The 20101-nt window shown below is 70.1% G+C and carries 21 protein-coding genes; 7 read left to right on the top strand and 14 right to left on the bottom strand.

The genetic code is table 11. The features are described from left to right. Positions 1 to 32: 32 nt before the first annotated feature. The 4 genes from AB4070_RS09780 to AB4070_RS09795 form a co-directional block, all read right to left on the bottom strand. Positions 33 to 1082 carry a lipoate--protein ligase family protein gene (locus AB4070_RS09780; RefSeq protein WP_441979913.1) on the bottom strand — a complete coding sequence of 350 codons (1050 nt, stop codon included), beginning with the start codon at positions 1080 to 1082 and terminating at the stop codon, positions 33 to 35. Positions 1083 to 1120: 38 nt separating this feature from the next. Next, positions 1121 to 1858, bottom strand: a complete 738-nt coding sequence (locus AB4070_RS09785) for a DUF1684 domain-containing protein (RefSeq protein WP_441979914.1) — start codon at positions 1856 to 1858, stop codon at positions 1121 to 1123. A 265-nt stretch (positions 1859 to 2123) separates the two neighbouring features. Continuing rightward, complete coding sequence (locus tag AB4070_RS09790; protein ID WP_441980562.1) at positions 2124 to 2975, bottom strand: alpha/beta fold hydrolase; 852 nt, start codon at positions 2973 to 2975, stop codon at positions 2124 to 2126. A gap of 35 nt (positions 2976 to 3010) precedes the next feature. Then, a complete protein-coding gene (locus AB4070_RS09795; RefSeq protein WP_441979915.1) occupies positions 3011 to 3748 on the bottom strand; it encodes a copper homeostasis protein CutC in 738 nt (245 codons plus the stop codon). 59 nt (positions 3749 to 3807) lie between these two features. Between AB4070_RS09795 and AB4070_RS09800 the strand changes: the two genes are divergently transcribed. The 3 genes from AB4070_RS09800 (at position 3808) to AB4070_RS09810 (ending at position 5938) form a co-directional block, all read left to right on the top strand. Then, positions 3808 to 4248, top strand: a complete 441-nt coding sequence (locus AB4070_RS09800; RefSeq protein WP_441979916.1) for a MarR family winged helix-turn-helix transcriptional regulator — start codon at positions 3808 to 3810, stop codon at positions 4246 to 4248. Between the two features lie 5 nt (positions 4249 to 4253). Further along, a complete protein-coding gene (locus tag AB4070_RS09805; RefSeq protein ID WP_441980563.1) occupies positions 4254 to 5588 on the top strand; it encodes an MFS transporter in 1335 nt (444 codons plus the stop codon). 62 nt (positions 5589 to 5650) lie between these two features. Further along, positions 5651 to 5938, top strand: coding sequence for a hypothetical protein (locus AB4070_RS09810; RefSeq protein WP_441979917.1), 288 nt, complete (start codon positions 5651 to 5653; stop codon positions 5936 to 5938). 87 nt (positions 5939 to 6025) lie between these two features. Here the strand turns inward: AB4070_RS09810 and rocD are convergent, their stop codons facing one another. The 6 genes from rocD to AB4070_RS09840 form a co-directional block, all read right to left on the bottom strand. Then, on the bottom strand, positions 6026 to 7249 hold the full coding sequence (gene rocD, locus AB4070_RS09815; RefSeq protein WP_441979918.1) for an ornithine--oxo-acid transaminase: 1224 nt from the start codon (positions 7247 to 7249) through the stop codon (positions 6026 to 6028). Beyond that, a complete protein-coding gene (gene ddaH / locus AB4070_RS09820) occupies positions 7246 to 8124 on the bottom strand; it encodes a dimethylargininase (protein WP_441979919.1) in 879 nt (292 codons plus the stop codon). Before ddaH ends, rocD begins: the two co-directional genes overlap by 4 nt. A gap of 189 nt (positions 8125 to 8313) precedes the next feature. Next, on the bottom strand, positions 8314 to 9318 hold the full coding sequence (locus AB4070_RS09825) for an NAD(P)-dependent alcohol dehydrogenase (protein WP_441979920.1): 1005 nt from the start codon (positions 9316 to 9318) through the stop codon (positions 8314 to 8316). After that, positions 9315 to 9545, bottom strand: a complete 231-nt coding sequence (locus AB4070_RS09830) for a helix-turn-helix transcriptional regulator (RefSeq protein ID WP_441979921.1) — start codon at positions 9543 to 9545, stop codon at positions 9315 to 9317. Before AB4070_RS09830 ends, AB4070_RS09825 begins: the two co-directional genes overlap by 4 nt. Continuing rightward, entirely contained in the window at positions 9545 to 9979 is a 435-nt protein-coding gene (locus AB4070_RS09835; RefSeq protein ID WP_441979922.1) for a hypothetical protein, read from the bottom strand. The genes AB4070_RS09830 and AB4070_RS09835 overlap by 1 nt, the downstream gene beginning before the upstream one ends. A gap of 81 nt (positions 9980 to 10060) precedes the next feature. Further along, positions 10061 to 13711, bottom strand: a complete 3651-nt coding sequence (locus AB4070_RS09840) for a proline dehydrogenase family protein (protein WP_441979923.1) — start codon at positions 13709 to 13711, stop codon at positions 10061 to 10063. Between the two features lie 180 nt (positions 13712 to 13891). Between AB4070_RS09840 and AB4070_RS09845 the strand changes: the two genes are divergently transcribed. From AB4070_RS09845 to AB4070_RS09855, 3 genes are read left to right on the top strand one after another with little or no spacing between them, the layout of a single operon-like run. Further along, positions 13892 to 14584, top strand: a complete 693-nt coding sequence (locus tag AB4070_RS09845) for a hypothetical protein (protein WP_441979924.1) — start codon at positions 13892 to 13894, stop codon at positions 14582 to 14584. After that, complete coding sequence (locus AB4070_RS09850; protein WP_441979925.1) at positions 14581 to 15141, top strand: hypothetical protein; 561 nt, start codon at positions 14581 to 14583, stop codon at positions 15139 to 15141. The genes AB4070_RS09845 and AB4070_RS09850 overlap by 4 nt, the downstream gene beginning before the upstream one ends. Continuing rightward, positions 15138 to 15737, top strand: a complete 600-nt coding sequence (locus AB4070_RS09855; protein ID WP_441979926.1) for a hypothetical protein — start codon at positions 15138 to 15140, stop codon at positions 15735 to 15737. The genes AB4070_RS09850 and AB4070_RS09855 overlap by 4 nt, the downstream gene beginning before the upstream one ends. On the opposite strand, the gene AB4070_RS09860 is transcribed toward AB4070_RS09855, so the two are convergent. Both AB4070_RS09860 and AB4070_RS09865 read right to left on the bottom strand, forming a co-directional pair. Continuing rightward, positions 15692 to 17092 (bottom strand): hypothetical protein, encoded by a 1401-nt coding sequence (locus tag AB4070_RS09860; RefSeq protein WP_441979927.1) that lies wholly within the window; start codon positions 17090 to 17092, stop codon positions 15692 to 15694. The genes AB4070_RS09855 and AB4070_RS09860 overlap by 46 nt on opposite strands. Positions 17093 to 17178: 86 nt before the next feature. After that, positions 17179 to 17739, bottom strand: coding sequence for an acyl-CoA thioesterase (locus tag AB4070_RS09865; RefSeq protein WP_441980564.1), 561 nt, complete (start codon positions 17737 to 17739; stop codon positions 17179 to 17181). A 131-nt stretch (positions 17740 to 17870) separates the two neighbouring features. Here AB4070_RS09865 and AB4070_RS09870 point away from each other — a divergent pair, with 131 nt between their 5' ends. Then, a complete protein-coding gene (locus tag AB4070_RS09870) occupies positions 17871 to 18380 on the top strand; it encodes a GNAT family N-acetyltransferase (protein ID WP_045264712.1) in 510 nt (169 codons plus the stop codon). Positions 18381 to 18455: 75 nt separating this feature from the next. Here AB4070_RS09870 and AB4070_RS09875 read toward each other — a convergent pair whose 3' ends face one another. Together AB4070_RS09875 and AB4070_RS09880 are read right to left on the bottom strand one after the other, a co-directional pair. After that, positions 18456 to 19607, bottom strand: coding sequence for an acetyl-CoA C-acetyltransferase (locus AB4070_RS09875; RefSeq protein ID WP_441979928.1), 1152 nt, complete (start codon positions 19605 to 19607; stop codon positions 18456 to 18458). A 33-nt stretch (positions 19608 to 19640) separates the two neighbouring features. Next, the gene (locus tag AB4070_RS09880) at positions 19641 to 20099 is read right to left on the bottom strand and encodes an ASCH domain-containing protein (RefSeq protein WP_441979929.1); all 459 of its coding nucleotides are present in this window, start codon (positions 20097 to 20099) and stop codon (positions 19641 to 19643) included. Positions 20100 to 20101: the final 2 nt, after the last annotated feature.

Genomic DNA, 20101 nt, shown 5'->3' on the forward strand with positions numbered 1-20101 from the left:
CGCCGCAGGGGGGAGGTGAGGGTCCGGCGCCGTCACGGCACCCGATGCAGCCAGGCCTCGGTGGCGAACTTCGACTCCACGAGCGCCTCGGCGGCGGCGTACTCGTCAGCCGAGATCGACCCGGTCTCGGCGTCGGTCAGCGAGCGGAAGGTGTCCTTGAATCGTTCGATGATCTCGGCGCGCTCGAGGCCGGTCTGACTGCGCAGCGGGTCGACGCGCTTGGCGGCAGAGGCGGTCCCCTTGTCGCTGAGCTTCTCGCGCCCGATGCGCAGCACCTCGGTCATCACCTGACCGTCGATGTCGTAGGACAGGGTCGCATGATGCAGCACTCCCCCGTTGGCGAGCCGCTTCTGGGCGGCGCCGCCGATCTTGCCGGTCGGGCTCGCGATGTCGTTGAGCGGCTGGTAGACCGCTTCGATGCCGAGCGAACGGAGCGCCTGCAGCACCCAGTCGTCGAGGAAGGCGTAGGAGTCGGCGAAGGTCATCCCCGCCACGAGCGAAGCCGGCACATACAGCGAATAGGTGATGATCTGCCCCGCGGCCATGAGCATCGCCCCGCCGCCGGAGATACGACGGACGACGTCGAATCCGTGCTTCGCGGCGCCTTCGGGGTCGACCTCGTTGCGATACGACTGGAACGATCCGATCACCACGGCAGACTGGTCCCACTCCCAGATGCGCAGGGTGGGACGGCGCCGCCCCTCGCCGACGCGGGAGGTGAGCACCTCGTCGAGCGCGAGGTTCATGCGCGGCGACGCAGCCTTCTCGTGCACGATCTCCCAGTCGAAGTCGCGCCACCCGGGGGCGGTCACGAGTGCGCGACGCACCGCGGTTCCGACGGCCTCCGGTGTGAACCCGAGCAGTTGGGCGCCCTCGGGCAGCGCAGCGCGGACGGCTGCGGCGATCGCCGTCGCATCAGACTCCACGGGCAGTCCGTCGACGGCGGCGTTGATGTCGTCCAACGCCGAGTCGGGCTCGAGGAAGAAGTCGCCGGCGAGCCGGAAGCGGGAGATCCGGTCGTCCTCGATCTCGAGGTCGACGACGACGAGCTTTCCACCTGGGACCTTGTATTCACCGTGCACGGTTCCAGCTTAAGGCGCGCGGCCCTCGTTCCGGCGGGTCAGCCTCCGAGCACGACCACGCGCTCGCCCGCGCGGATCGGGGTCGAGTACCGGTTCCCGGCGGGCGGGAGCGGGCACACGAACTGGTCGGAGAACGCGCACGGCGGCAGATAGGCGCGGTTGAAGTCGATCACGGCCGTGCCGTCCGCAGCCGGTTCGTCGACCGGAAGGAACCGGAAGCGATAGGTCTCGAGCCCGTTCGTCCCGTCGGCGAACACCGCGCTCAGCCCGCCCTGAGCGCCTCGGGTCACGGTGAGCGTCTGCGGCGCACCCGCCAGCTCGAAGCGCAGTCGACCGGCGACAGGCGTCTCCCGTGCATCGCCGTCGACCGACGTGATCACGATCTGCTCGTCGGGTGTCTCCTCGAAGACCGCCGGCAGACGCCAACGCTCGTCGGGGGCATAGGCATCGATCGCGGTGAACCACTCGCGCTGCGGACGAGCCGGATTCAGCACGCGCAGGGCGATCGTTCCGTGGCGCTCGAACACGCGTAGCTCGCGGCGCCCGAGCCGGATGCTCTGTGCGCCCCGCAGCGTGACGGTGGATCCCGCCTGACCCAGCTCGCTGCCGCGGATACCGCCATCACCGGTGAGCGCCCAGAGCCCGGGGATGCCGTCGACGGCCGCCGCCTCCGTGATGAGCCAGTTCGTCGACTCGAGTGCCGACGGACCGTACTCCGAGCCCGCATAGCGCTCCCTGGACGCGTGCCAGTCCTGCCAGTCCTTCACGAAGCTCATCGGAGCGCTCCCTCCCGTGCGGGGTGCCGCCGAGCGGGGCACTCCTCGCTCATGCGCGGAATATTGCCCCGAATCTACGGTGACCCCGCAGCGCGCGAGACGCCCGTGTCACACGCCTTCACCGCGCGTAACGTCGCGTTACATCCGCACCCCGCGGGAACATCTCGCCCCCACACCCACGCTCCCCGCCGAGACCCACCGTGGCGAGCGGTCGCCACGGTGGGTGTGGACGAGGAGCATGGGTCTCGGCGGTGGAGCCGGGAGCTCAGCGCGCGGGGATGTGCGTGTCGAGCCAGGCGAGCACGTCGGCGCGCACCTCGTCCTGCTGCAGCTCCGCGAAGATCTCGTGGCGCGCGTCGGGGTAGACGAGCGTGGTGACGTCGGTGAGACCTGAACGGTTGCGGTACTCGTCGGCGAGCTTGTGCACGCTGCGGGGCCCGCCCACCGGGTCGTCCCGCCCGACCAGCAGGAGCATCGGGATGTCGTGCCCCAGGTCCCTGGCGGGGCGGCCGTACAGCTTCGCCGCCTCGATCGGGCCGAACAGCTTGAGCAGCGGCACGTCGGTGGTCAGCGGATCCTCGTCGAACGCGGTCCATACGGCCGGGTCGCGGCTGAGCCATTCCAGCCCGGTCGCGCCCTCACCTGCCCAGCGCGCATTCAGCGGAGCGGCGTTCAGCGAGCCCGGCATGCGCAGGGCAGAGCCGGACAGGATCACGGCGTCCCACGCATCGGGGTGATCGTTGACGAGCATCTGTGCGAGGAACGATCCCCACGAGTGCCCGAGCAGCACGAGCGGCAGGTCGGGGTTCTCCTCGCGGATGATGCCCGTCAGCTGCCACACGGCCTCTTCGGCGGCACGCAGTCCGCCCTTGCCCAGACGGCCGAGCTTCTCCGGACCGCCGTGCTGGCGGATGCCGGTGCGGCCATGGCCGCGGTGGTCGTCGGCGTAGACGTGGAATCCGGCGTCCGTGAGCGCGGCGATCAGCGCACCGTACCGCCCTGCGTGCTCTCCGACGCCGTGCAGCAGCTGCACCACTCCGCGCGGGGTCCCCTCGGCGGGATGGACGTCGTAGACGATGTCGACACCATAGGCATCGGTGAACTCGCGGGTATCCATCACGCTGCGAGCCTACCCATCACCGGAAGAGGCGGCTACCGCGCGAGGGCGTCGCGGATCGCGAAGGCGGTGTCGCGATCGGTGACCTCGTAGCCGCCGACACCGTCGGACGCTGAGCCCATCCGCACTCCGCCGTCTTCGGTCACGGCGCGCTTCGCGGAGAAGTGGATCGCGTCCACTCCCGCGGCTGCGAGCACGGGAGCGCTGGTCGCGTCGACACCGCTGCCCGCCATGATCTCGATCTCGCCCTCTGCGGCGGCGACGAGCGCGCGCAGGGTGTCGATGCCGTCGATCGCGGCCGACGCTCCTCCCGAGGTCAGCACCCGACGCAGGCCCAGCTCCCGGGCGCTCTGCAGCGTCGCGACCGGATCGGCCGTCACGTCGATCGCGCGGTGCAGCGTCGCGGGGGCGCCGCCTGCGGCATCTCGGAGGCGCGCCATGGCGAACAGGTCGAGGCGCCCCTCGGCGTCGAGGGCGCCGATGACGACGCCCGCGGCGCCGGCGGCGATCGCTCGGCGCACATCGAGCTCGGCCACGGCGAGTTCGTCGTCGTCGTAGTGGAAGCCGCCCGCACGCGGGCGGATCAGCACGTGCACCTCGGGGCCATCGATCCCTGCCGCCTCGACGGCGAGCTCGAGCGTCGCGGGCGACGGGGTGAGTCCGCCGAGGGCGAGGGCCGTCGCGAGCTCGACGCGAGCGGCACCGACCTCCTTGGCGATGCGCACTCCGGCGGGGTCCTGCACGGCGATTTCCAGGGCGAGCGTTCGGGTCACTCCTCCATTGTGCCCGCTGCCGAGACGGCATCCGGAAAATTAGATAGGCTTTCTAAGTAATGTCTGCGTCTGATGAATCCCTCCACCTCACCGCCACAGACCTTCGCATGGCCACGTTCCGGCTGGCCCGCCGCCTCCGCTGCGCCCGCGCCGCCGACTCGATGAGCGACGCGCAGCTGGCGGTGCTCGCCGATCTGCGCATGAACGGCCGACGCACGGTCTCGACGCTCGCCGAGCGCGAACGTGTGACCGCACCATCGATGACGAGCACGATCAACGGCCTCGAGGAGCAGGGCTTCGTCATGCGCACCCCCGACGAGGACGACCGGCGACGCGTGCAGGTCGACATCACCCCGGCCGGTGCCGAGATCGTGGTCGAGACCATCCGCCGTCGCGACGAGCTGCTGGCCGACATGCTGCGCGAGGTCGACTACACCGAAGCCGAGCTCACCACACTGCGCGAAGCGAGCGCCCTGATGCGGCGGGCGGTGGAACGATGAGCGCCATGTTCCGCTCGTTCGCGAACATCAACTACCGCATCTGGTTCGCGGGCGCCCTGATCTCCAACGTCGGCGGGTGGATGCAGGCCACCGCGCAGGACTGGGTGGTGCTCACCGAGCTCACCGACAACGACGCCACGGCGATGGGCGTCACCATGGCCCTGCAGTTCGGGCCTCCCCTCGTGCTCGTGAGCATGACGGGGTGGGTGGCCGATCGCTTCGACCGCCGGCACATCCTCTTCGCGACCCAGTCGGCACTGCTCGCCCTGGCCATCGCGGTCGGCGTGCTGCTGCTCAACGACCTCATGACGCTGCCGATGATGTTCGGGTTCGCCCTCGGATTCGGCATCGTGAACGCCTTCGACGCCCCGGCCAGGCAGGCGTTCGTCTCGGACATGGTCTCGACCGGCGACACCTCGAACGCGGTGGCCCTCAACTCGGCGTCGTTCAACCTCGCCCGCATGGTGGGGCCGGCCGTCGGTGGCCTGCTGATCGTCGCGATCGGCTCGGGCTGGGTGTTCATCGTGAACGCCGCGACCTTCCTGGCGATGCTCCTCGCGCTCATGCTGATGCGGCGCAGCCTGCTCGCGCCTCGACTCAAGAACCGCAGCCGCGGTGGCCTGGCGGCCGGGTTCCGGTATGTGTGGGGACGCAGCGACCTGAAGGTCGTCTTCGTCACGGTCTTCCTGATCGGCGCCTTCGGCATGAACTTCCCGATCTTCGCCTCGACCATGGCACTCGAGTTCGGTGCGGGAGCCGACGGATACGGTGTGCTCAGCTCGGTCCTCGCGATCGGATCGCTGATCGGGGCCCTGCTGGCCGCCCGTCGCGACCGGGCCCGCGTGCGCGTGGTGATCCTGGCGGCCGGCGGGTTCGGCATCGCCGCCTTCGTGTCGTCCGTGATGCCCAGCTACGCCTCCTACGCCGTGACCCTGACGTTCACCGGCTTCATGATCGTGACGCTGCTCACCACCGCCAACGGCTACGTGCAGATCACGACCGACCCCGCTCTGCGCGGCCGTGTGCTCGCCCTGTACATGGCGGTGATCATGGGCTCGACCCCGGTGGGCGCTCCGATCGCGGGGTGGGTGGCCGACACGTTCGGGCCGCGCGCTGCGATCATGCTCGGCGGCACGGCCGGATTCGTCGCCTGTGCGATCGGCGTGATCTGGGTGGCGACGTCCGGACGCCTGCGACGCGACGAGAACCGCCGCTTCCTGCTCACACTCGACGAGACCCGCCCGCTCCGCGTGATCGAGGTCGACCCGATCGAGTTCAGCGACGAGGCCGCCGTGACCACGCCGATCCGCACCGCCAAGAGGCGCGACCCCGACGAGTGAGCGGCCTCGGCCTGTTTGTCAATGCCCTCTGCGGAGGACCACCCTCGACGTAGCGTCGTCGCATGGACGAGAACACGGAACGCACCCCCCACCCGCAGGACCCGGCAGAGGGCGCGCCCGGAGTCGGAGCACCGGACGAGGACTCCGGCCAGGGCGACGGCACCGGCGGAGCCATCCAGGGTGATGCCTCACGCGGCGAGTCCACCGGAGGAGCCATCCAGGGCGACGCCGGTCAGGGCCATCGCGCGGCCCTCGGCGGCGACGAGAACACCGAGGAACAGCTCGACGCGGACAACGCGGCCGAAGAGGACACGCTCAAGACGCTCGACCCGGATTCCCCACCGGCCTGAGCGGTACGAGGACGGCGCCACCGCCGGCCGTCGCATCCCCAGTCGACGGCCGCGACCGCGGTGGCGCTGTCCGTGTCCGCCGATCGACTAAGCGCCCAGCACGAGCTTGAGCTGCTCCACCGCCCAGTCGAGCTCGGTCGCACGGATCACCAGCGGCGGCGCGATGCGCACCGTCTGTCCATGCGTGTCCTTCACGAGGACGCCGCGCTCGAGCAGCTTCTCGGCGATCTCCCGCCCTGTGCCCTTCGCGGGGTCGATGTCGACGCCGGCCCAGAGTCCCGCGATGCGCACGGCCGTGACGCCGTGGCCGATCAGCGGCTGCAGCGCCTGCTCCAGATGCGCTCCCAGAGCACGGGCGCGCTCCTGGAACTCTCCCGTCTGCAGCATCTCGACGACACGCAGGCCCACGGCTGCGGCGAGCGGGTTGCCGCCGAACGTCGAGCCGTGCTCGCCAGGACGGATGACACCGAGAACGTCGGAGTCGCCGACCACGGCTGAGACCGGGAGGATGCCGCCGCCGAGAGCCTTGCCGAGCAGGTACAGGTCGGGCACGACGCCCTCGCGGTCGCATGCGAACGTCTCGCCCACGCGACCGAGACCGGCCTGGATCTCGTCGGCGATGAACAGCACGTTATTCTCGTCGCAGATCTCGCGGATGCGGCGCAGGTATCCCTCCGGCGGGATCACGACTCCGGCCTCGCCCTGGATCGGCTCCACGAGCACGGCAGCCGTGTCGTCGGTGATGGCTGCGGCGATGGCGTCCGCGTCACCGTACGGCACCACGTCGAAGCCCGGCGTGTAGGGCCCGAAGTCGTCGCGCGCCTGTTCGTCGTCGCTGAAGCTGACGATCGTGGTCGTGCGCCCGTGGAAGTTCCCGGCCGCGACGATGATGCGTGCCCTGCCCTCGGCGATGCCCTTCACGCGGTAGCCCCACGCGCGGGCCACCTTGATCCCGGTCTCGACGGCCTCCGCCCCGGTGTTCATCGGCAGCACGAGGTCTTTGCCTGCGAGGTCGGCCAGCGCCGCGGCGAACGGTTCGAGGCGGTCGCTCTGGAAAGCACGACTGACGAGGGTGACCCGTCCGAGCTGCTCGGTGAGCGCGGCCACGAGCGCCGGGTGCCGGTGGCCGAAGTTCACGGCCGAGTACGCGGCGAGCAGGTCGAGGTAGCGCTTGCCCTCGACGTCCGTCACCCAGGCACCCTCGCCGCGGGCGATGTTCACGGGAAGCGGGTGGTAGTTGTGGGCGACGTGCGGCTCGGTGCCGCCCTCCCCCTGGGTCGCCGAGCTCGTGGACGCGTCGACCGCGGTCACTTCGCGCCCCGAAGCTCGAGCGTGCAGCACTTGATGCCGCCGCCGCCGAGCAGCAGCTCGGAGAGGTCGATCATGATCGGGTTGTAACCGCGCTCGCGCAGCTGCTTCTCGAAGCCCTTCGCGCGCGGGGAGATGATCACGTTGTAGCCGTCGCTCGCCGAGTTGAGGCCGAACACCGAACCGTCCTCGTCCGACACCAGGATCGCGTCGGGGAAGCGCTTCTCGAGTTCCGCACGGCTCGCGTCGTCGAAGGCGCCGGGGAGGTAGGCGATGTTCGCGCGCTCCGGTCCGCCGTTCTCGACGCCCTGCACCGGGTCGAGCACGGCGATCGCGGTGTCGAGGTGGTAGAAGCGCGGGTCGACCAGGTTGAGCGACACGACCTCGCGGCCGAAGACCTCGCCGACCTCGCGGTGGCTGTCACCGGTCGAGCGGAAGCCGGTGCCGGCGAGGATCACGTCGCCGACCAGCAGGAAGTCGCCCTCTCCCTCATTGACCTCCTTCGGCATCACGGTGTCGTAGCCCGCACCGCGGAACCAGTCGGCGAAGGCCGGGGCCTCGCCCTGGCGTTCGACGAAGCGGAACTCGGGCACGTAGGCGCGGCCGTCGATGAGGAACCCGCCGTTGGCCGTGTAGACCATGTCGGGGTAGCCGGCGAGCGGCTCGATGAGCTCGACCTCGTGGCCCAGCTCGACGTACAGGTCGTGGAGCTTCTGCCACTGTGCGACCGCCTTCGCGGTGTCGGTGGGCTTCGACGGCTCCATCCAGGGATTGATGGAGTAGTTGACGGTGAAGTGCTCCGGCTTGCACATCAGGTAGTGGCGGTGGTGCGCGGTGCGGGTGGGGGCGGTGGAGACGGCGGCTTCAGGCGTCGACATGGGTGCTCTCCTCGGAGGACGGGCGCGGCGGACGCTGTCCAGGGGCCCGGCGGTCCTTCGACCCTTCGCTCGATCGAGCGGGCGTCGGGGAAGATGCGACTCGGGCACGCCGGGGTCCATTCTGTCACCCGCCCCCTGTGCGCCGCCAGAGCACGGTCGGTGCACCGCCGGAACAACGTCGAGGAGCGCTCAGAGCGCGGTGCCGGCGACGACGAGCTTGCCCACCGTGTGGCCGGCTTCCAGTCGGGAGAGAGCCGCCGATGCCTCGGCGAAGGGATACTCGCGCTCGATGACGGGGACGACCCGCCCCTCGGCCACGAGATCGAGCAGCTTCGCCAGCACCTCGGGGCGCGGCGTCGCGGCGAGCGGTCGGATGCTCCGCGAGCCGATCGACAGGAACACGGCGCGCAGCATCCGCGGGAGAGGTCCGAGCAGGTGACCGCCGTCGCCGGTGACCAGCACGACCGAACCTCCTGGCACGACGAGACGCTTCAGCTCGCGCAGCGGTATCCCTCCGGCGATGTCGACGATCGCATCGAACCGGCCGTCCGGCAGCGCGCTCAAGGGGGACTCCCGATGGTCGAAGGTGCGCACGGCGCCCAGCTGCTCGACCAGACGCGCGTTCCGATCACGGCAGGTCGCCCAGACCTCAGCGCCGCGGAGGGTCGCGAGCTGCACCGCGAACGTGCCGACTCCTCCGGAGGCGCCGATGATCAGCACTCGCGGCGTGGCACCGCCCTCCGACAGGCCGATCCCCGCCAGGTCGAGAGCCTGCCACGCGGTTCCGCCGGCGACCGGGAGGCACGAAGCGGCCTCCGGCGTGACGCCCGTCGGGATCGGCACCAGCCGAGCGGCGGGAACCCGGACATACTCGCCGAGCCCTCCCCCGCCGACGAGCTCACCGACCACCTCTTCACCGACCTCAGCACCGACGACATCGGCCCCGAGCGCCACCACGGTGCCCGCGACCTCCATGCCGCGCACCGGATGCTTCGGACGTGTCAGCCCGAACACCGGCCGCACGAGCAGCGGATCGCCGAGCAGGAGACGCACGTCGCCCGCGTTCAGGGCCGTTGCGCGCACGCGCAGCAGCACCTCGCCGCGTCGAGGAACCGGCATCGGCGTGTGCTCGAGGGTGACCCCGTCGGCGGGCCCGTACGTCTCCCTGCTCCACGCCTTCATCGACCGGCTCATGATCCTGCTCCTGACGTGTCGGGGTACTCGAAGACGTCGTCGAGGCTCACCCCGAAGGCGCGGGCGATCTGGAAGGCGAGTTCGAGCGTCGGCGAGTACTTCTGCTGCTCGATGGCGATGAGCGTCTGGCGCGTCACACCCACCGTGCGCGCGAGCTCGGCCTGGGTGAGTCCCGCCCGCTCTCGATGAGCGCGGATGGTGTTGGAGACGAGAGTGGGCTTGACCATCAGACGAGGCCTCGTCGGTAGGCGATCACCCTGGCGACACCGCCGACGAGCGCGGCCACCGCGAAGCCCGCGAACATGGTGTTCGCGATCCAGAAGACATCGGCCCCGACAGCGCACAGCGCGATCACTCCGAGGCCCGCGATCACGACGAAGGCCTGCTCCACCCGGCTACCCATGCGGCTGATGTCGCGGTCGCGGATGTCGGAACGGCCGACGCCGTCTGGATCCCCCATCCCGGCGATGATGCCCCAGACCACGCTGAGCAGGATCGTCGCGACGATGCCCCCGCCGATCACCCACAGCATGAGCGGGAACCAGTCCACGTCGGCGAGCGGCCCGCCTCCGGCCTGCTGGAGCACCAGCACGACGTAGACGACCATCACGATGGGGCTCACGATGAGTCCCGCCCACGCATTGCGCTCTTCGTAGACCATGACGCCTCCGATGTAAAAGATTCTTGACACGATCAGCGTACGACCACTCAAGGGATGTGTCAAGAATTCTTTACATAGAGCTCAGATCACGTCGCTGCTCCACGCGTCGAGGTTGCCGTAGCGGTGCGCGGTGATCGAGATCGACTGCTCGTGCACGAACGGCAGCAGCTCGATGCGGGCGGCCGCCGTCACCTCGCCGTCGTACACCGCGAGGTCGGGATCCCCCGCGGAAGCCGAGGCCAGCTTCGCGCGGAGAGCAGCGACCCCCTCGCGACCGCCGACCAGTCGCACTCGATCGCTCGTGGGCAGTGTGATGCCCTCGAGGCCGTCGTCCTGACGGAGCAGCCGCTGCAACCACTCGTCATCGCTCTCGAGGAACACCGGGGCGTCGAGGTCACCGAGCGCTCGGCGCACGTCGGCGGGCAATCCGGAAGGGGTCGAGATGACGAATCTGGCGCCGGAGCGCACCCCGGCGATCACCACGCGCAGCAGGTCGTGCAGCGCGGCGTCGTCGGTCGCGCGCACGTCGACGGGCACGGGGCGATAACGGAACAGGTTGCGCTCGACGCCCAGACGCGACACGTCGCGCACCTGGCCGAACTCCCGATCCCAGGCCAGCGCATCCGAGAGAGCCGAGCGCCGCAGCCACTCGAACGACTCGTACGCGAGCGAGGACTGCGCCGCCTCGATCACCGCGGTGATGCGCGAATCGAGCCCGCGCAGGTGCAGGGTGCTGGAGGCCGGGCCTCCCGACTGCGAGCGCCACGACCCCAGGCCGATGAGGTAGTTGGGCCCACCCGCCTTCGCGCCGGGGCCGACCGAGGAGCGCTTCCACCCCCCGAACGGCTGACGCTGCACGATCGCGCCGGTGATGCCGCGATTCACGTAGAGGTTGCCCGCCTGCACCCGGTCGAGCCAGTACGACAGCTCCTCCGGGTCCTGGGTGTGCAGCCCTGCGGTGAGTCCGTAGGCGACGGCGTTCTGCATCTCCACGGCGCGCGCGAGGGTCGGGGCGTGCATCACCCCGAGCACCGGACCGAAGAACTCCTCGGTGTGGAAACGCGATCCCGGCTGCACCCCGACGCGCACGCCGGGACGCCACAGCCGCCCGCTGCCGTCGTCCGCCGCGGCGAGGGACGGCTCGATCAGCCACTGCTCGTCGCCCTCGAGCTCACTCAGCGCCCAGGCGAGCTTGCCCTGCGGCTGCTCGATCACCGGCCCCACCTCGGCCAGCGGGTCGGTGGGCTGTCCGACGTGCAGCGAGCGCACGGCGTCGGCGAGCTGGCGGGCGAACCGTGCCGAGCGTCCCACCGGTCCGACGAGAATGGCCAGCGACGCTGCCGAGCACTTCTGCCCGGCATGTCCGAAGGCGCTCTTGACGAGGTCGGCGACCGCGAGGTCGAGATCGGCGGACGGGGTGATGATGATCGCGTTCTTGCCGCTGGTCTCAGCGAGCAGGGGCAGATCCGGGCGCCAGGAGCGGAACAGTGCGGCCGTGTCCCACGCGCCGGTGAGGATCACCCGGTCGACGGCCTCGTGCGTGATCAGCTCGCGGCCGAGCGCCCCCTCTTCGACGTCGACGAGCGCCAACAGGTCGCGGGGGATCCCGGCCTCCCACAGCGTCTCGGCGATCACCGCCGCACAGCGACGGGCCTGCGGTGCGGGCTTGAAGACCACACCGGAACCTGCGGCGAGCGCGGCGAGCACTCCTCCGGCGGGAATGGCGACGGGGAAGTTCCAGGGCGGCGTGACGACCGTCACGGATGCCGGGACGAACACGGCGCCGGCGATCGCGTCGAGCTCCCTGGCCTTGGCTGCGTAGTAGCGCGCGAAGTCGACGGCCTCGCTCACCTCGATGTCGGCTTCTGCGAAGACCTTGCCGGTCTCGGAGGCTGCGACCTCGATGAGGTCGCCGCGACGGGCCTCGAGTGCAGCCGCGGCACGCAGCAGCACCTCGGCACGCTCGACGGCAGGCCGACCGCCCCAGGCCGGAGCCGCACGACGCACACCCTGCACGACCCGTTCGAGCTCGTCCTCATCGGACACCTGCGCCGCCGCGATCGTGGCGGAGCCCAGCTCGGAGGTCGCGATGCGCTCGCGTACCTCGCGCGCCCATTCGCGGTTGGCGGGAAGCGCGGGGTCGCTGTCGACCGTGTTCGAGAAGCCGGGGGCTCCGCCGGTATCCTGCTCCAGCTCGCGGGCGGAGTAGACCGCGGTCTCGAGGAACGCCTCCCGGCCGCCCTCGTCCGAGCCGCGGGTTATGCCGAGCACCGCCTTGGTCAGGTCGGTCTCCGGCACGGGGGCGACGGGTGCCGGGCGCAGCGACTCGTGCACGGGCGCGAGACGGTCCTGCGTGCGACGGGGTCCGATGCGCAGCGTCGGGTCGCCCGCCCTGTCGAGCGCGTCGAGGAAGCGATCCTGCTCACGGACGAACAGCGACTCGTCCTCGCCGAGCCGGAACGCGGCGGAGAGGAAGTTGTCCGGCGAGGCGTTCTCCTCGAGCCGGCGCACCAGATAGCTGATGGCCACGTCGAACTCCGCAGGCTCCACGACCGGCACGTACAGCAGCACCGGTCCGACCTCCCGCGAGACGGCCCGCACCTGCCCCTGCGCCATGCCGAGCAGCATCTCGAACTCCACGGCCTCCCGCACGCCCCGCTCCCCCGCCAGCAGCCAGGCGTAGGCGATGCCGAAGAGGTTGTGCCCCGCGACGCCGATCTTCACGGCAGCCGTGTGCTCGGGCTGCAGTGCCCAGTCGAGGCAGCGCAGGTAGTTCGCATCAGTGTCGAGCTTGGTGTCGTAGGTCGCGGGCGTCCACCCGTGCATCCGCGCCTCGACGTGCTCCATCGCGAGGTTCGCCCCCTTGACGAGACGCACCTTGATGCGGGCGCCACCATGGGCGACGCGGTCCTGCGCCCACGCGGTGAGCTCCTGCAGGGCGGGCAGCGCGTCCGGCAGGTACGCCTGCAGCACGATCCCGGCTTCGAGCCCGGCCAGTCGGGGGTCCTCGAGGATGCGCGTGAAGACGGCGATCGTGAGGTCGAGGTCGCGGTACTCCTCCATGTCGAGGTTGATGAAGGTGCCGTCGTCCGCCGCCGCGAGATACAGCGGAAGGAGCCGCTCGACCACCTCGTCGACGACCTCGTCGAAAGCCCACATCGACAGGTGGCTGATGATCGCCGAGACCTTCACCGAGACATAGTCCACGTCGGGACGGCGGACGAGCGCGTGGATGCCGTCGAGCCGTCGTCGGGCCTCCGCCTCACCGAGCACGGCCTCCCCGAGCAGGTTGAGGTTGAGCCGGGAGCCGTCGGCGCGAATCCTCTCGATCGCGGCGCCGAGCTTGGCAGGGCGCGCGTCGACGACCAGGTGCCCCACCATGTCCCGGAGCACCCGACGGGCGATCGGCACCACGGGCGTCGGGAGGATCTGCGCGACCCCGCCACCGAGGCGCACCACCGAGCGCAGGTACCAGGGCAGGAACTCCGGCACGATCGGGGCGATGCGGTGCAGCTGCGAGGCCGCGGCTGTCAGGCTCTCCGGACGCATGACGCCGTCGACGAACCCCAGGGTGAACGGGAGTCCGTTCGCGTCCTGCAGCACACCGGCGAGCCGGGCGGCCGCGGGGTCGGGTTCGGTCGCCGCGGCCTCGATCGTCCACCGCCGAGCCAGCTCGACGGCACGGTCTGCGAGGGGTGCGGATGCCGCGGCATCCGGCGGGAGGTCTGCCATGGATTTCAGCCTAGGTCTGGACACCCCGGATTCCGCGCCGCGTCGCCGCTTTCCGCCATCCGCGTCCGCTTCGCATCCGGCCGTTCTCGCCGCCCGGTGCGGCCCCGGAGCGGAGGAGCGCGGCCGGGCGGGGTGCGAATCATGCCGCACCGCCGAACGGCGCGGTCCTAAGCTGTTGCCGTGACCACGACCCCGCCCGACAGCACCTCCGCGTCGCGCGGTGAGGCGGAGGTCACCGCGAACGCGGGAGCCCGCGCAAAGGTGCTGGGGTGGGCTCGGCGCAGCATCGACCTCATCCCGACCTCGTGGTTGATCACCGGCGCGGGGGCGGTGCTGTTGGCGACCACCGCCCTGTTCGGCGGCCTCGAGGCCGCCGCGGTCGACCCGATCCCCGACCTCACGATCGGCGAGACGTTCTCCGGCTCCGACTTCGAGATGACCGTGGTGGGCGTCGAGCTGCGCGACGAGCGCGGGATGGCGGCGATCTATCCCGACGAGGAGAAGGGGGAACGTCTGCTCGTCGTGACCGTGGACGTGGTGAACACCTTCTCCCGACCGCGTGCGTCCGGATCCGGCGCGGAGGTGTCTCCTCTCCTGGACGGCATCCGCATCGAAGGGCTCGATGCCAAGGGGGTGGTGTCGCGCGCCGACGACGGAAAGCTCGCGCCCACGCTCCAGCCCGACGTTCCTGCCCGCGTGCTGATCACCTGGGCCGTGGGGCCGGACGACTTCCGCGACGGCGACGAGGTCTCGCTCACCCTCCCCGACTCCGACCATTACGTGGGGCAGAGCCTGATCCGCGGCGACTACTGGAACGATCCCCGCGTCGGCGCGACGCTGACGACCACGATCGAGGAGGTGAGCGCCGGATGAAGAAGCACGTGCTCGTCTGGCTGCTCACCGCGACGCTGCTCGCGTGCGCGTGGGTCCTCGTCAAGGTCACGCTCCCCGACGACGCTCCGGATGCCCCCTTCCCCGCGGTCGCGCAGATCGGCGAGGAGGCCGTCACACGCAACCTCGTCGCGACCGTGACCGATGTCCATCTCACGAACCGGGTCACCGATGCCGAGGGATGGTCCGCCGAGGGCACCTGGCTCGTGATCGACCTCGACGCCGCGAGCGGGGTCACGCAGCAGTTGAGCACCCTCAGGCTCGCCGAGCTCACGATCGGCGAGCGCACGTTCAGCGCCACGGATCGCGGAACCACCTTCCTCGCTCAGCGTCTGGTCACCGCGGTTCCCCGCAGCGGCAGTCTGGCGTTCGAGCTCCCCGATGACGTCGTGGGCGACAGGGCCACCCTGCGCCTCGGCGTGCCGGGATCGGGCGGCTTCGAGGTGCTGCGCGACGGCGTGATCGACCTGCCGATCGACCTGGCGGCTCTTCCCGTCGAGGCCGAGGTGCTCCTGGCCGAGAACGGGTGGGCGCGATGACGATCCCTCCTCCGCTCTTTCCTCCAGCCCCGCAGGAAGAGCCCGCAGCCGCAGCTGTTCCGACGAAGCGCGCTTCCTGGTGGCGGCGCAACACCGTCGCTCTGATCGCACTCGCGCTCCTCCTACCCGCGACGGCCGCCGCCGTGGGTTGGCAGGAGTGGTACCAGTACTTCGGGTTCGGTGCCCGCGCGGTCTCCCCGGTGGTCGTGACGGAAGACGAGACGACGGACCTCGCCGGCGCAGCCTGGGGGCCGATCCGCGGCGGGGAGATCGACGACGTCTCCGGCCTCGACGTACCGGAGAAGACGAGGCTGATCGCGGTCGCGGTGCCCGTGGACCCGGAGGCCGAGGGCGTCGGGTGCGAAGCTCCCGTGCTCGTGGAGCAGTCGACGGGGCGGGAGTGGAGTCCGGTGCGCGCCGAGATCGGGCTCGAATGGAGCGCCGACGAGCCCGAGACGTGCCTCAGCGAGCAGGCGAGCCCCTACGAGCTGATCGTGCCGTTCGTGGTTCCTGCCGACGTGGAGGGCCCGTTCTGGGTCGACATCCGGCCCTATCGCGCCGGCGGCTCGTTCGTGAGGTTCGAGTTCGAACCCTGACCGCCGACGGCGTCACGAGGCGGCGCCGAGACCACAGCGGCCGCCACCGCATCGACGGACGAGGGCAGCAGTCCGGCCGCATCCGCGACGGCACGCATCTCCGCTTCCGCAGCCGTGGAGGTCGAGGCGTCCGGCCGCGCCTGCTGGCGACGTCGCAGCCGTCCGAGCGTGGCATCGTAGGCACCGCTGATCACGGCGATGCGGAGGGGTTCGATGAGCAGGAGCGGCACGAGGGAGACGAGCGGGGCCGCGACCGCCCAGAACACGTAGTCCTGCGGTCCGATCAGCCGGGTGATACCGAAGCCGAGGACCGATTCGAGCGCCTTCACGGCCACGTAGAGCAGCGCGTAGGAGGCGACCAGCAGGGGACCCGCTCGCCACATCAGCAGCAGGGCGCGACCGATCGGCCGGAAGCGTGCTCCCAGCTCGTCGCCGAGGTCGCGCAGACGTCGCACCAGGGGGTTGGGGATCGCCTCCGTGTGCTGACGGAACCGCGAGACGAGTTCACTCTCGACGCGCAGCTTCTCGGCGACGATCGCCTGCCCGAAGACGACTCCGGCGATCGTGAGCCAGGCCAGCGGTGCCAGCAGCACGGGTCCCGCCTCGGAGAGGACCCAGCCGATCCCCTCCCACAGCCAGCGCAGGGGAGCCACGGCGTCGAGGATGCCCTCCCGCGCCGTCTCGAGGTACGCCATCGCCGCGCGACTGTCGACCCAGGCCTTGATCGCGTCGAAGATGTCGCCGAGCACCATCACCGAGAAGAAGACCCAGACGACCTCGAAGTACACCGCCACCGGCGACAACCAGGCCGCGAGCTTCGGCGACCACTTCGACCACGCCCATCGACCGGCGAACGCGAGCACGATGATCGCGATGGTCCACACGTTGATCGGCAGGTTGAGCACGGTGTCGTCCGAGCTCACGGGCGGTTCGCCGTTCACGCTCGCCGTCCACACGATGCCGTTGCGCACCTCGAGAGCGCGGAGCGAGTAGGCCCGCACGTCCTCGCCGAGCAGTCCCTGCGCCCAGTACACCGCGAAGAACGGCAGGATGCCGGCGAGCAGAGCCGAGAGGAAAGTACGCCGACGCTCCACGGGCGACTCCGGCAGCGGGGCGACCTCCTGCAGGTTGCGCAGACCGTCGCGCAGCACGAGGAACATCGCCACCAGGCTCACCAGCCGGGCGAGGATCGCGATCGGCAGCACCAGGAAGCCCAACGTCGCCGAAGAGGCTCCGATGAAACCGGCGACCTCTGTGACCACGTAGTGCACCAGGACGCCCGCGAGGTACCACGCCATCAGCGCAGGCCAGTGCCGCCACAGCACTCGCCCGGTCGTCGTCAGGATCGCCAGCACACGCCTAAGCTACCGCGCCGGTGAAGGCGGAGAGAACGCCGCTCTGCTGCTCAGCCCCTCGACCACAGCCCCTCAACCCCAGACGCTCAGCCCCAGATGCTCGGCGCCTTCGCCCGCACGGGTGGGAGGACGGAGGCCGCTGCCCAGTCGTGCACCCAGGCGTCGATCTCCGGCACGCCCTCCGGCTTGCCCACCGCGGCGAACAGCTCCTCGTTGCTGACAGTCCCTCCGGTGCGGCGGAGCATCCGGGCCCGCACGATCGCCCGTGCGTAGACCTCGCCGTCCACGACTGCGCGGTGCTCCATGAAGAGCGCCCTGTCGTCGTGGCCGATGAAACGCGACTGCACCTCGAACCGCTGCCACAACTGGAGCGACTTGCGGAAGGTGATCGTCTCGCTGGAGACGACCGCATACCAGCCCCGGTCCTTCATCGCATCGAACAGTCCGGTGCGGATGAGCAGGTCCCAGCGCCCGAGATCGAACAACGACAGGTAGCGGCCGTTGTTCATGTGGCGCAGGATGTCGATGTCGGTGGGCAGAGTGGTCAGGGTGATGCTGCCGACGGCGGTGGGGTCGAGGGCCTTCCCCCGTCGCACGCGGCGGCGAGCGCCGAGGATCACCAGGAGGGTCCGCCAGATCACGTTCACGAGCATCGATCGTAGCCAGGAGCGCACGATCGGCGAACATCGTTGTGCGAAACCTCCATGACCGCGTGAAGGGTGTCATCGAACATCCCCTCGATTTCCCCTTCGCGGACGCCGCGCGTAGAGTCACGACCATGAGCGCCGAAGCCCAGCCTGAAGTCATCGTCCGTCCGGTCCGTGATGTGGATGCGGAAGCCCTCGGTCGCGTGCATGCGCAGTGCTGGCACGAGACCTACGACCACCTGATCAGCAAGGCGGCGCTGGAGAAGGTCTCGCCCCGCCGCATGGCCGAGCTGTGGACGCACTGGGCCTCGCAGGGCCCCGAGTTCAAGATGAACGCCGCGCTGGTCGACGGCGAGATCGTGGGCTTCGTCGGCTCCGGCCCCGCTCGCGACAAGGATGCTCCGGCGTTCCGAGAGCTCTACTTCATCTACCTGCTCGACGCCTATCACTCCACCGGCATCGGCCAGAAGCTGTTCGACGCCGCCGTGGAGAAGGACGAGCCCCTGTACCTCTGGGTCGCCGAGGACAACCCTCGCGCGCACCGGTTCTACACCCGCAACGGTTTCCACCTCGACGGCGCATCGCACACCGAGCCGTTCCTGGGCGAGACGCTGACCGAAGTGCGCTTCGTCCGCCCCTGATCCTTCGAGCACGTAGAGAGCGGGCCGTCTCCTCCGGGAGGCGGCCCGCTCTGTCGTCACCGTGGAACCAGGGCGTCAGAGCCGTTCGACGATGGTCACGTTCGCGACCCCGCCGCCCTCGCACATGGCCTGCAGACCGTAGCGTCCGCCCGTGCGTTCGAGCTCGTTGAGCATCGTTGTCATCAGCCTGGTCCCGGTCGCGCCGATGGGGTGACCGAGCGCGATGGCTCCGCCGTTGACGTTCACCTTCTCGTGCGGAGCATCGAGCTCTCGCATCCAGGCGAGCACCACGGGAGCGAAGGCCTCGTTCACCTCGAACAGGTCGATGTCGGAGACCCGCATCCCCGCGCGTTCCAGAGCGAGCTTCGTGGCGGGGATCGGGGCGGTGAGCATGAGGATCGGGTTGTCGCCGCGCACCGTCATCTGATGGACACGCGCGCGCGGCGTGAGCCCGTGGTCGCGTACGGCCCGCTCGCTCGCGACGAGCACGACGCTGGACGCATCGCTGATCTGCGACGACACGGCGGCGGTGATCCGTCCGCCCTCCCGCAGCGGCGCGAGCCCCGCCATCCGCTCCAGCGTCGTGTCGCGGCGCACACCCTCGTCGTGGTCGAGACCGTTCAGCGGAGCGATCTCGCGGATGAAGCGACCCTCGTCCTGCGCCAGGGCGGCACGACGATGGCTCTCCAGGGCGAACCGCTCCATCTCCTCGCGGGAGATGTCCCACCTCTCGGCGATCAGCTCGGCACCGGCGAACTGCGAGATCTCCTGATCGCCGTAGCGGTCGGTCCAGGCGGGCGACTGCGCGTACGGCGTGGTGAAGCCATACGCCTGCCCTACGGTGGCCGCGGCGGTCAGCGGCACCTGCGACATGTTCTGCAGTCCGCCCGCGATCACGAGGTCGCTCGTACCGCTCATCACGGCCTGCGCCGCGAAGTGCACGGCCTGCTGACTCGACCCGCATTGACGGTCGATGGTCACCCCGGGGACATGCTCGGGGAATCCGGCGGCGAGCAGGGCGGTCCTGGCGACGTTGCCGGACTGCCCGCCGATGGCGTCGATGACGCCCAGGATCACGTCGTCCACCGCACCGGGGTCGATTCCCGTCCGATCGACGAGCGCCCGAAGGCTGTGGGCGCCGAGGTCCACCGGATGGATCTCGGCGAGCGATCCGCCGCGCCTGCCGACCGGCGAACGGACCGCATCGACGATGTATGCCTCAGCCATGATCGTGCCTCTCCTCCGGTCCCAGGGGACTCTCTAGGCCGGGAACACCACCCGGAACCGCTCGCACACCACCGGCATGTCCGGTTCGTAGCCGCGCGGGTTCTCGGAGTGCTCGCGCCAGTAGCGTTCGTGCACCTCGCGCCAGTGCGCCAGCGTGCGGTCGCCCTCCCCCTCGGCGAAGGCATGGGCGTCGTCGACCTCATCGAACGGCGTGATGTCGATCGCCGTGGTCTCGATCACAGCGCGCGGGGCGCCGGTCCCGTCCAGGATGATGCTGAGCTCACCCACAGCGGGGAGAGGGTCGCCGGTCGCGTCGTAATCCCAGAGGGACGACGCGGTGCCGACCTTGATGCCCTCGAGCACGAGTGCCAGCAGCTCGTCGGCGTGCTCGGGCGTCGCCCCGAACCCCCAGGCTTCCGGCCGCGACTCCGGAAGATGAGGCAGGGTGGTCCGCACGGTGCGCCAGTACTCTGCGATGACCTCGTCGCTCATCT

This window comes from Microbacterium sp. 2RAF4 (assembly GCF_052115285.1).
Classification (GTDB): domain Bacteria; phylum Actinomycetota; class Actinomycetes; order Actinomycetales; family Microbacteriaceae; genus Microbacterium; species Microbacterium oxydans.

Coding starts and splice junctions, on each gene's coding strand:
- AB4070_RS09785 (WP_441979914.1), bottom strand. CDS start 1,858: ATGAGCTTCGTGAAGGACTGGCAGGACTGGCACGCGTCCAGGGAGCGC.
- AB4070_RS09790 (WP_441980562.1), bottom strand. CDS start 2,975: ATGGATACCCGCGAGTTCACCGATGCCTATGGTGTCGACATCGTCTAC.
- AB4070_RS09800 (WP_441979916.1), top strand. CDS start 3,808: ATGTCTGCGTCTGATGAATCCCTCCACCTCACCGCCACAGACCTTCGC.
- AB4070_RS09805 (WP_441980563.1), top strand. CDS start 4,254: ATGTTCCGCTCGTTCGCGAACATCAACTACCGCATCTGGTTCGCGGGC.
- AB4070_RS09810 (WP_441979917.1), top strand. CDS start 5,651: ATGGACGAGAACACGGAACGCACCCCCCACCCGCAGGACCCGGCAGAG.
- ddaH (WP_441979919.1), bottom strand. CDS start 8,124: ATGTCGACGCCTGAAGCCGCCGTCTCCACCGCCCCCACCCGCACCGCG.
- AB4070_RS09825 (WP_441979920.1), bottom strand. CDS start 9,318: ATGAGCCGGTCGATGAAGGCGTGGAGCAGGGAGACGTACGGGCCCGCC.
- AB4070_RS09830 (WP_441979921.1), bottom strand. CDS start 9,545: ATGGTCAAGCCCACTCTCGTCTCCAACACCATCCGCGCTCATCGAGAG.
- AB4070_RS09835 (WP_441979922.1), bottom strand. CDS start 9,979: ATGGTCTACGAAGAGCGCAATGCGTGGGCGGGACTCATCGTGAGCCCC.
- AB4070_RS09840 (WP_441979923.1), bottom strand. CDS start 13,711: ATGGCAGACCTCCCGCCGGATGCCGCGGCATCCGCACCCCTCGCAGAC.
- AB4070_RS09850 (WP_441979925.1), top strand. CDS start 14,581: ATGAAGAAGCACGTGCTCGTCTGGCTGCTCACCGCGACGCTGCTCGCG.
- AB4070_RS09855 (WP_441979926.1), top strand. CDS start 15,138: ATGACGATCCCTCCTCCGCTCTTTCCTCCAGCCCCGCAGGAAGAGCCC.
- AB4070_RS09870 (WP_045264712.1), top strand. CDS start 17,871: ATGAGCGCCGAAGCCCAGCCTGAAGTCATCGTCCGTCCGGTCCGTGAT.
- AB4070_RS09875 (WP_441979928.1), bottom strand. CDS start 19,607: ATGGCTGAGGCATACATCGTCGATGCGGTCCGTTCGCCGGTCGGCAGG.
- AB4070_RS09880 (WP_441979929.1), bottom strand. CDS start 20,099: ATGAGCGACGAGGTCATCGCAGAGTACTGGCGCACCGTGCGGACCACC.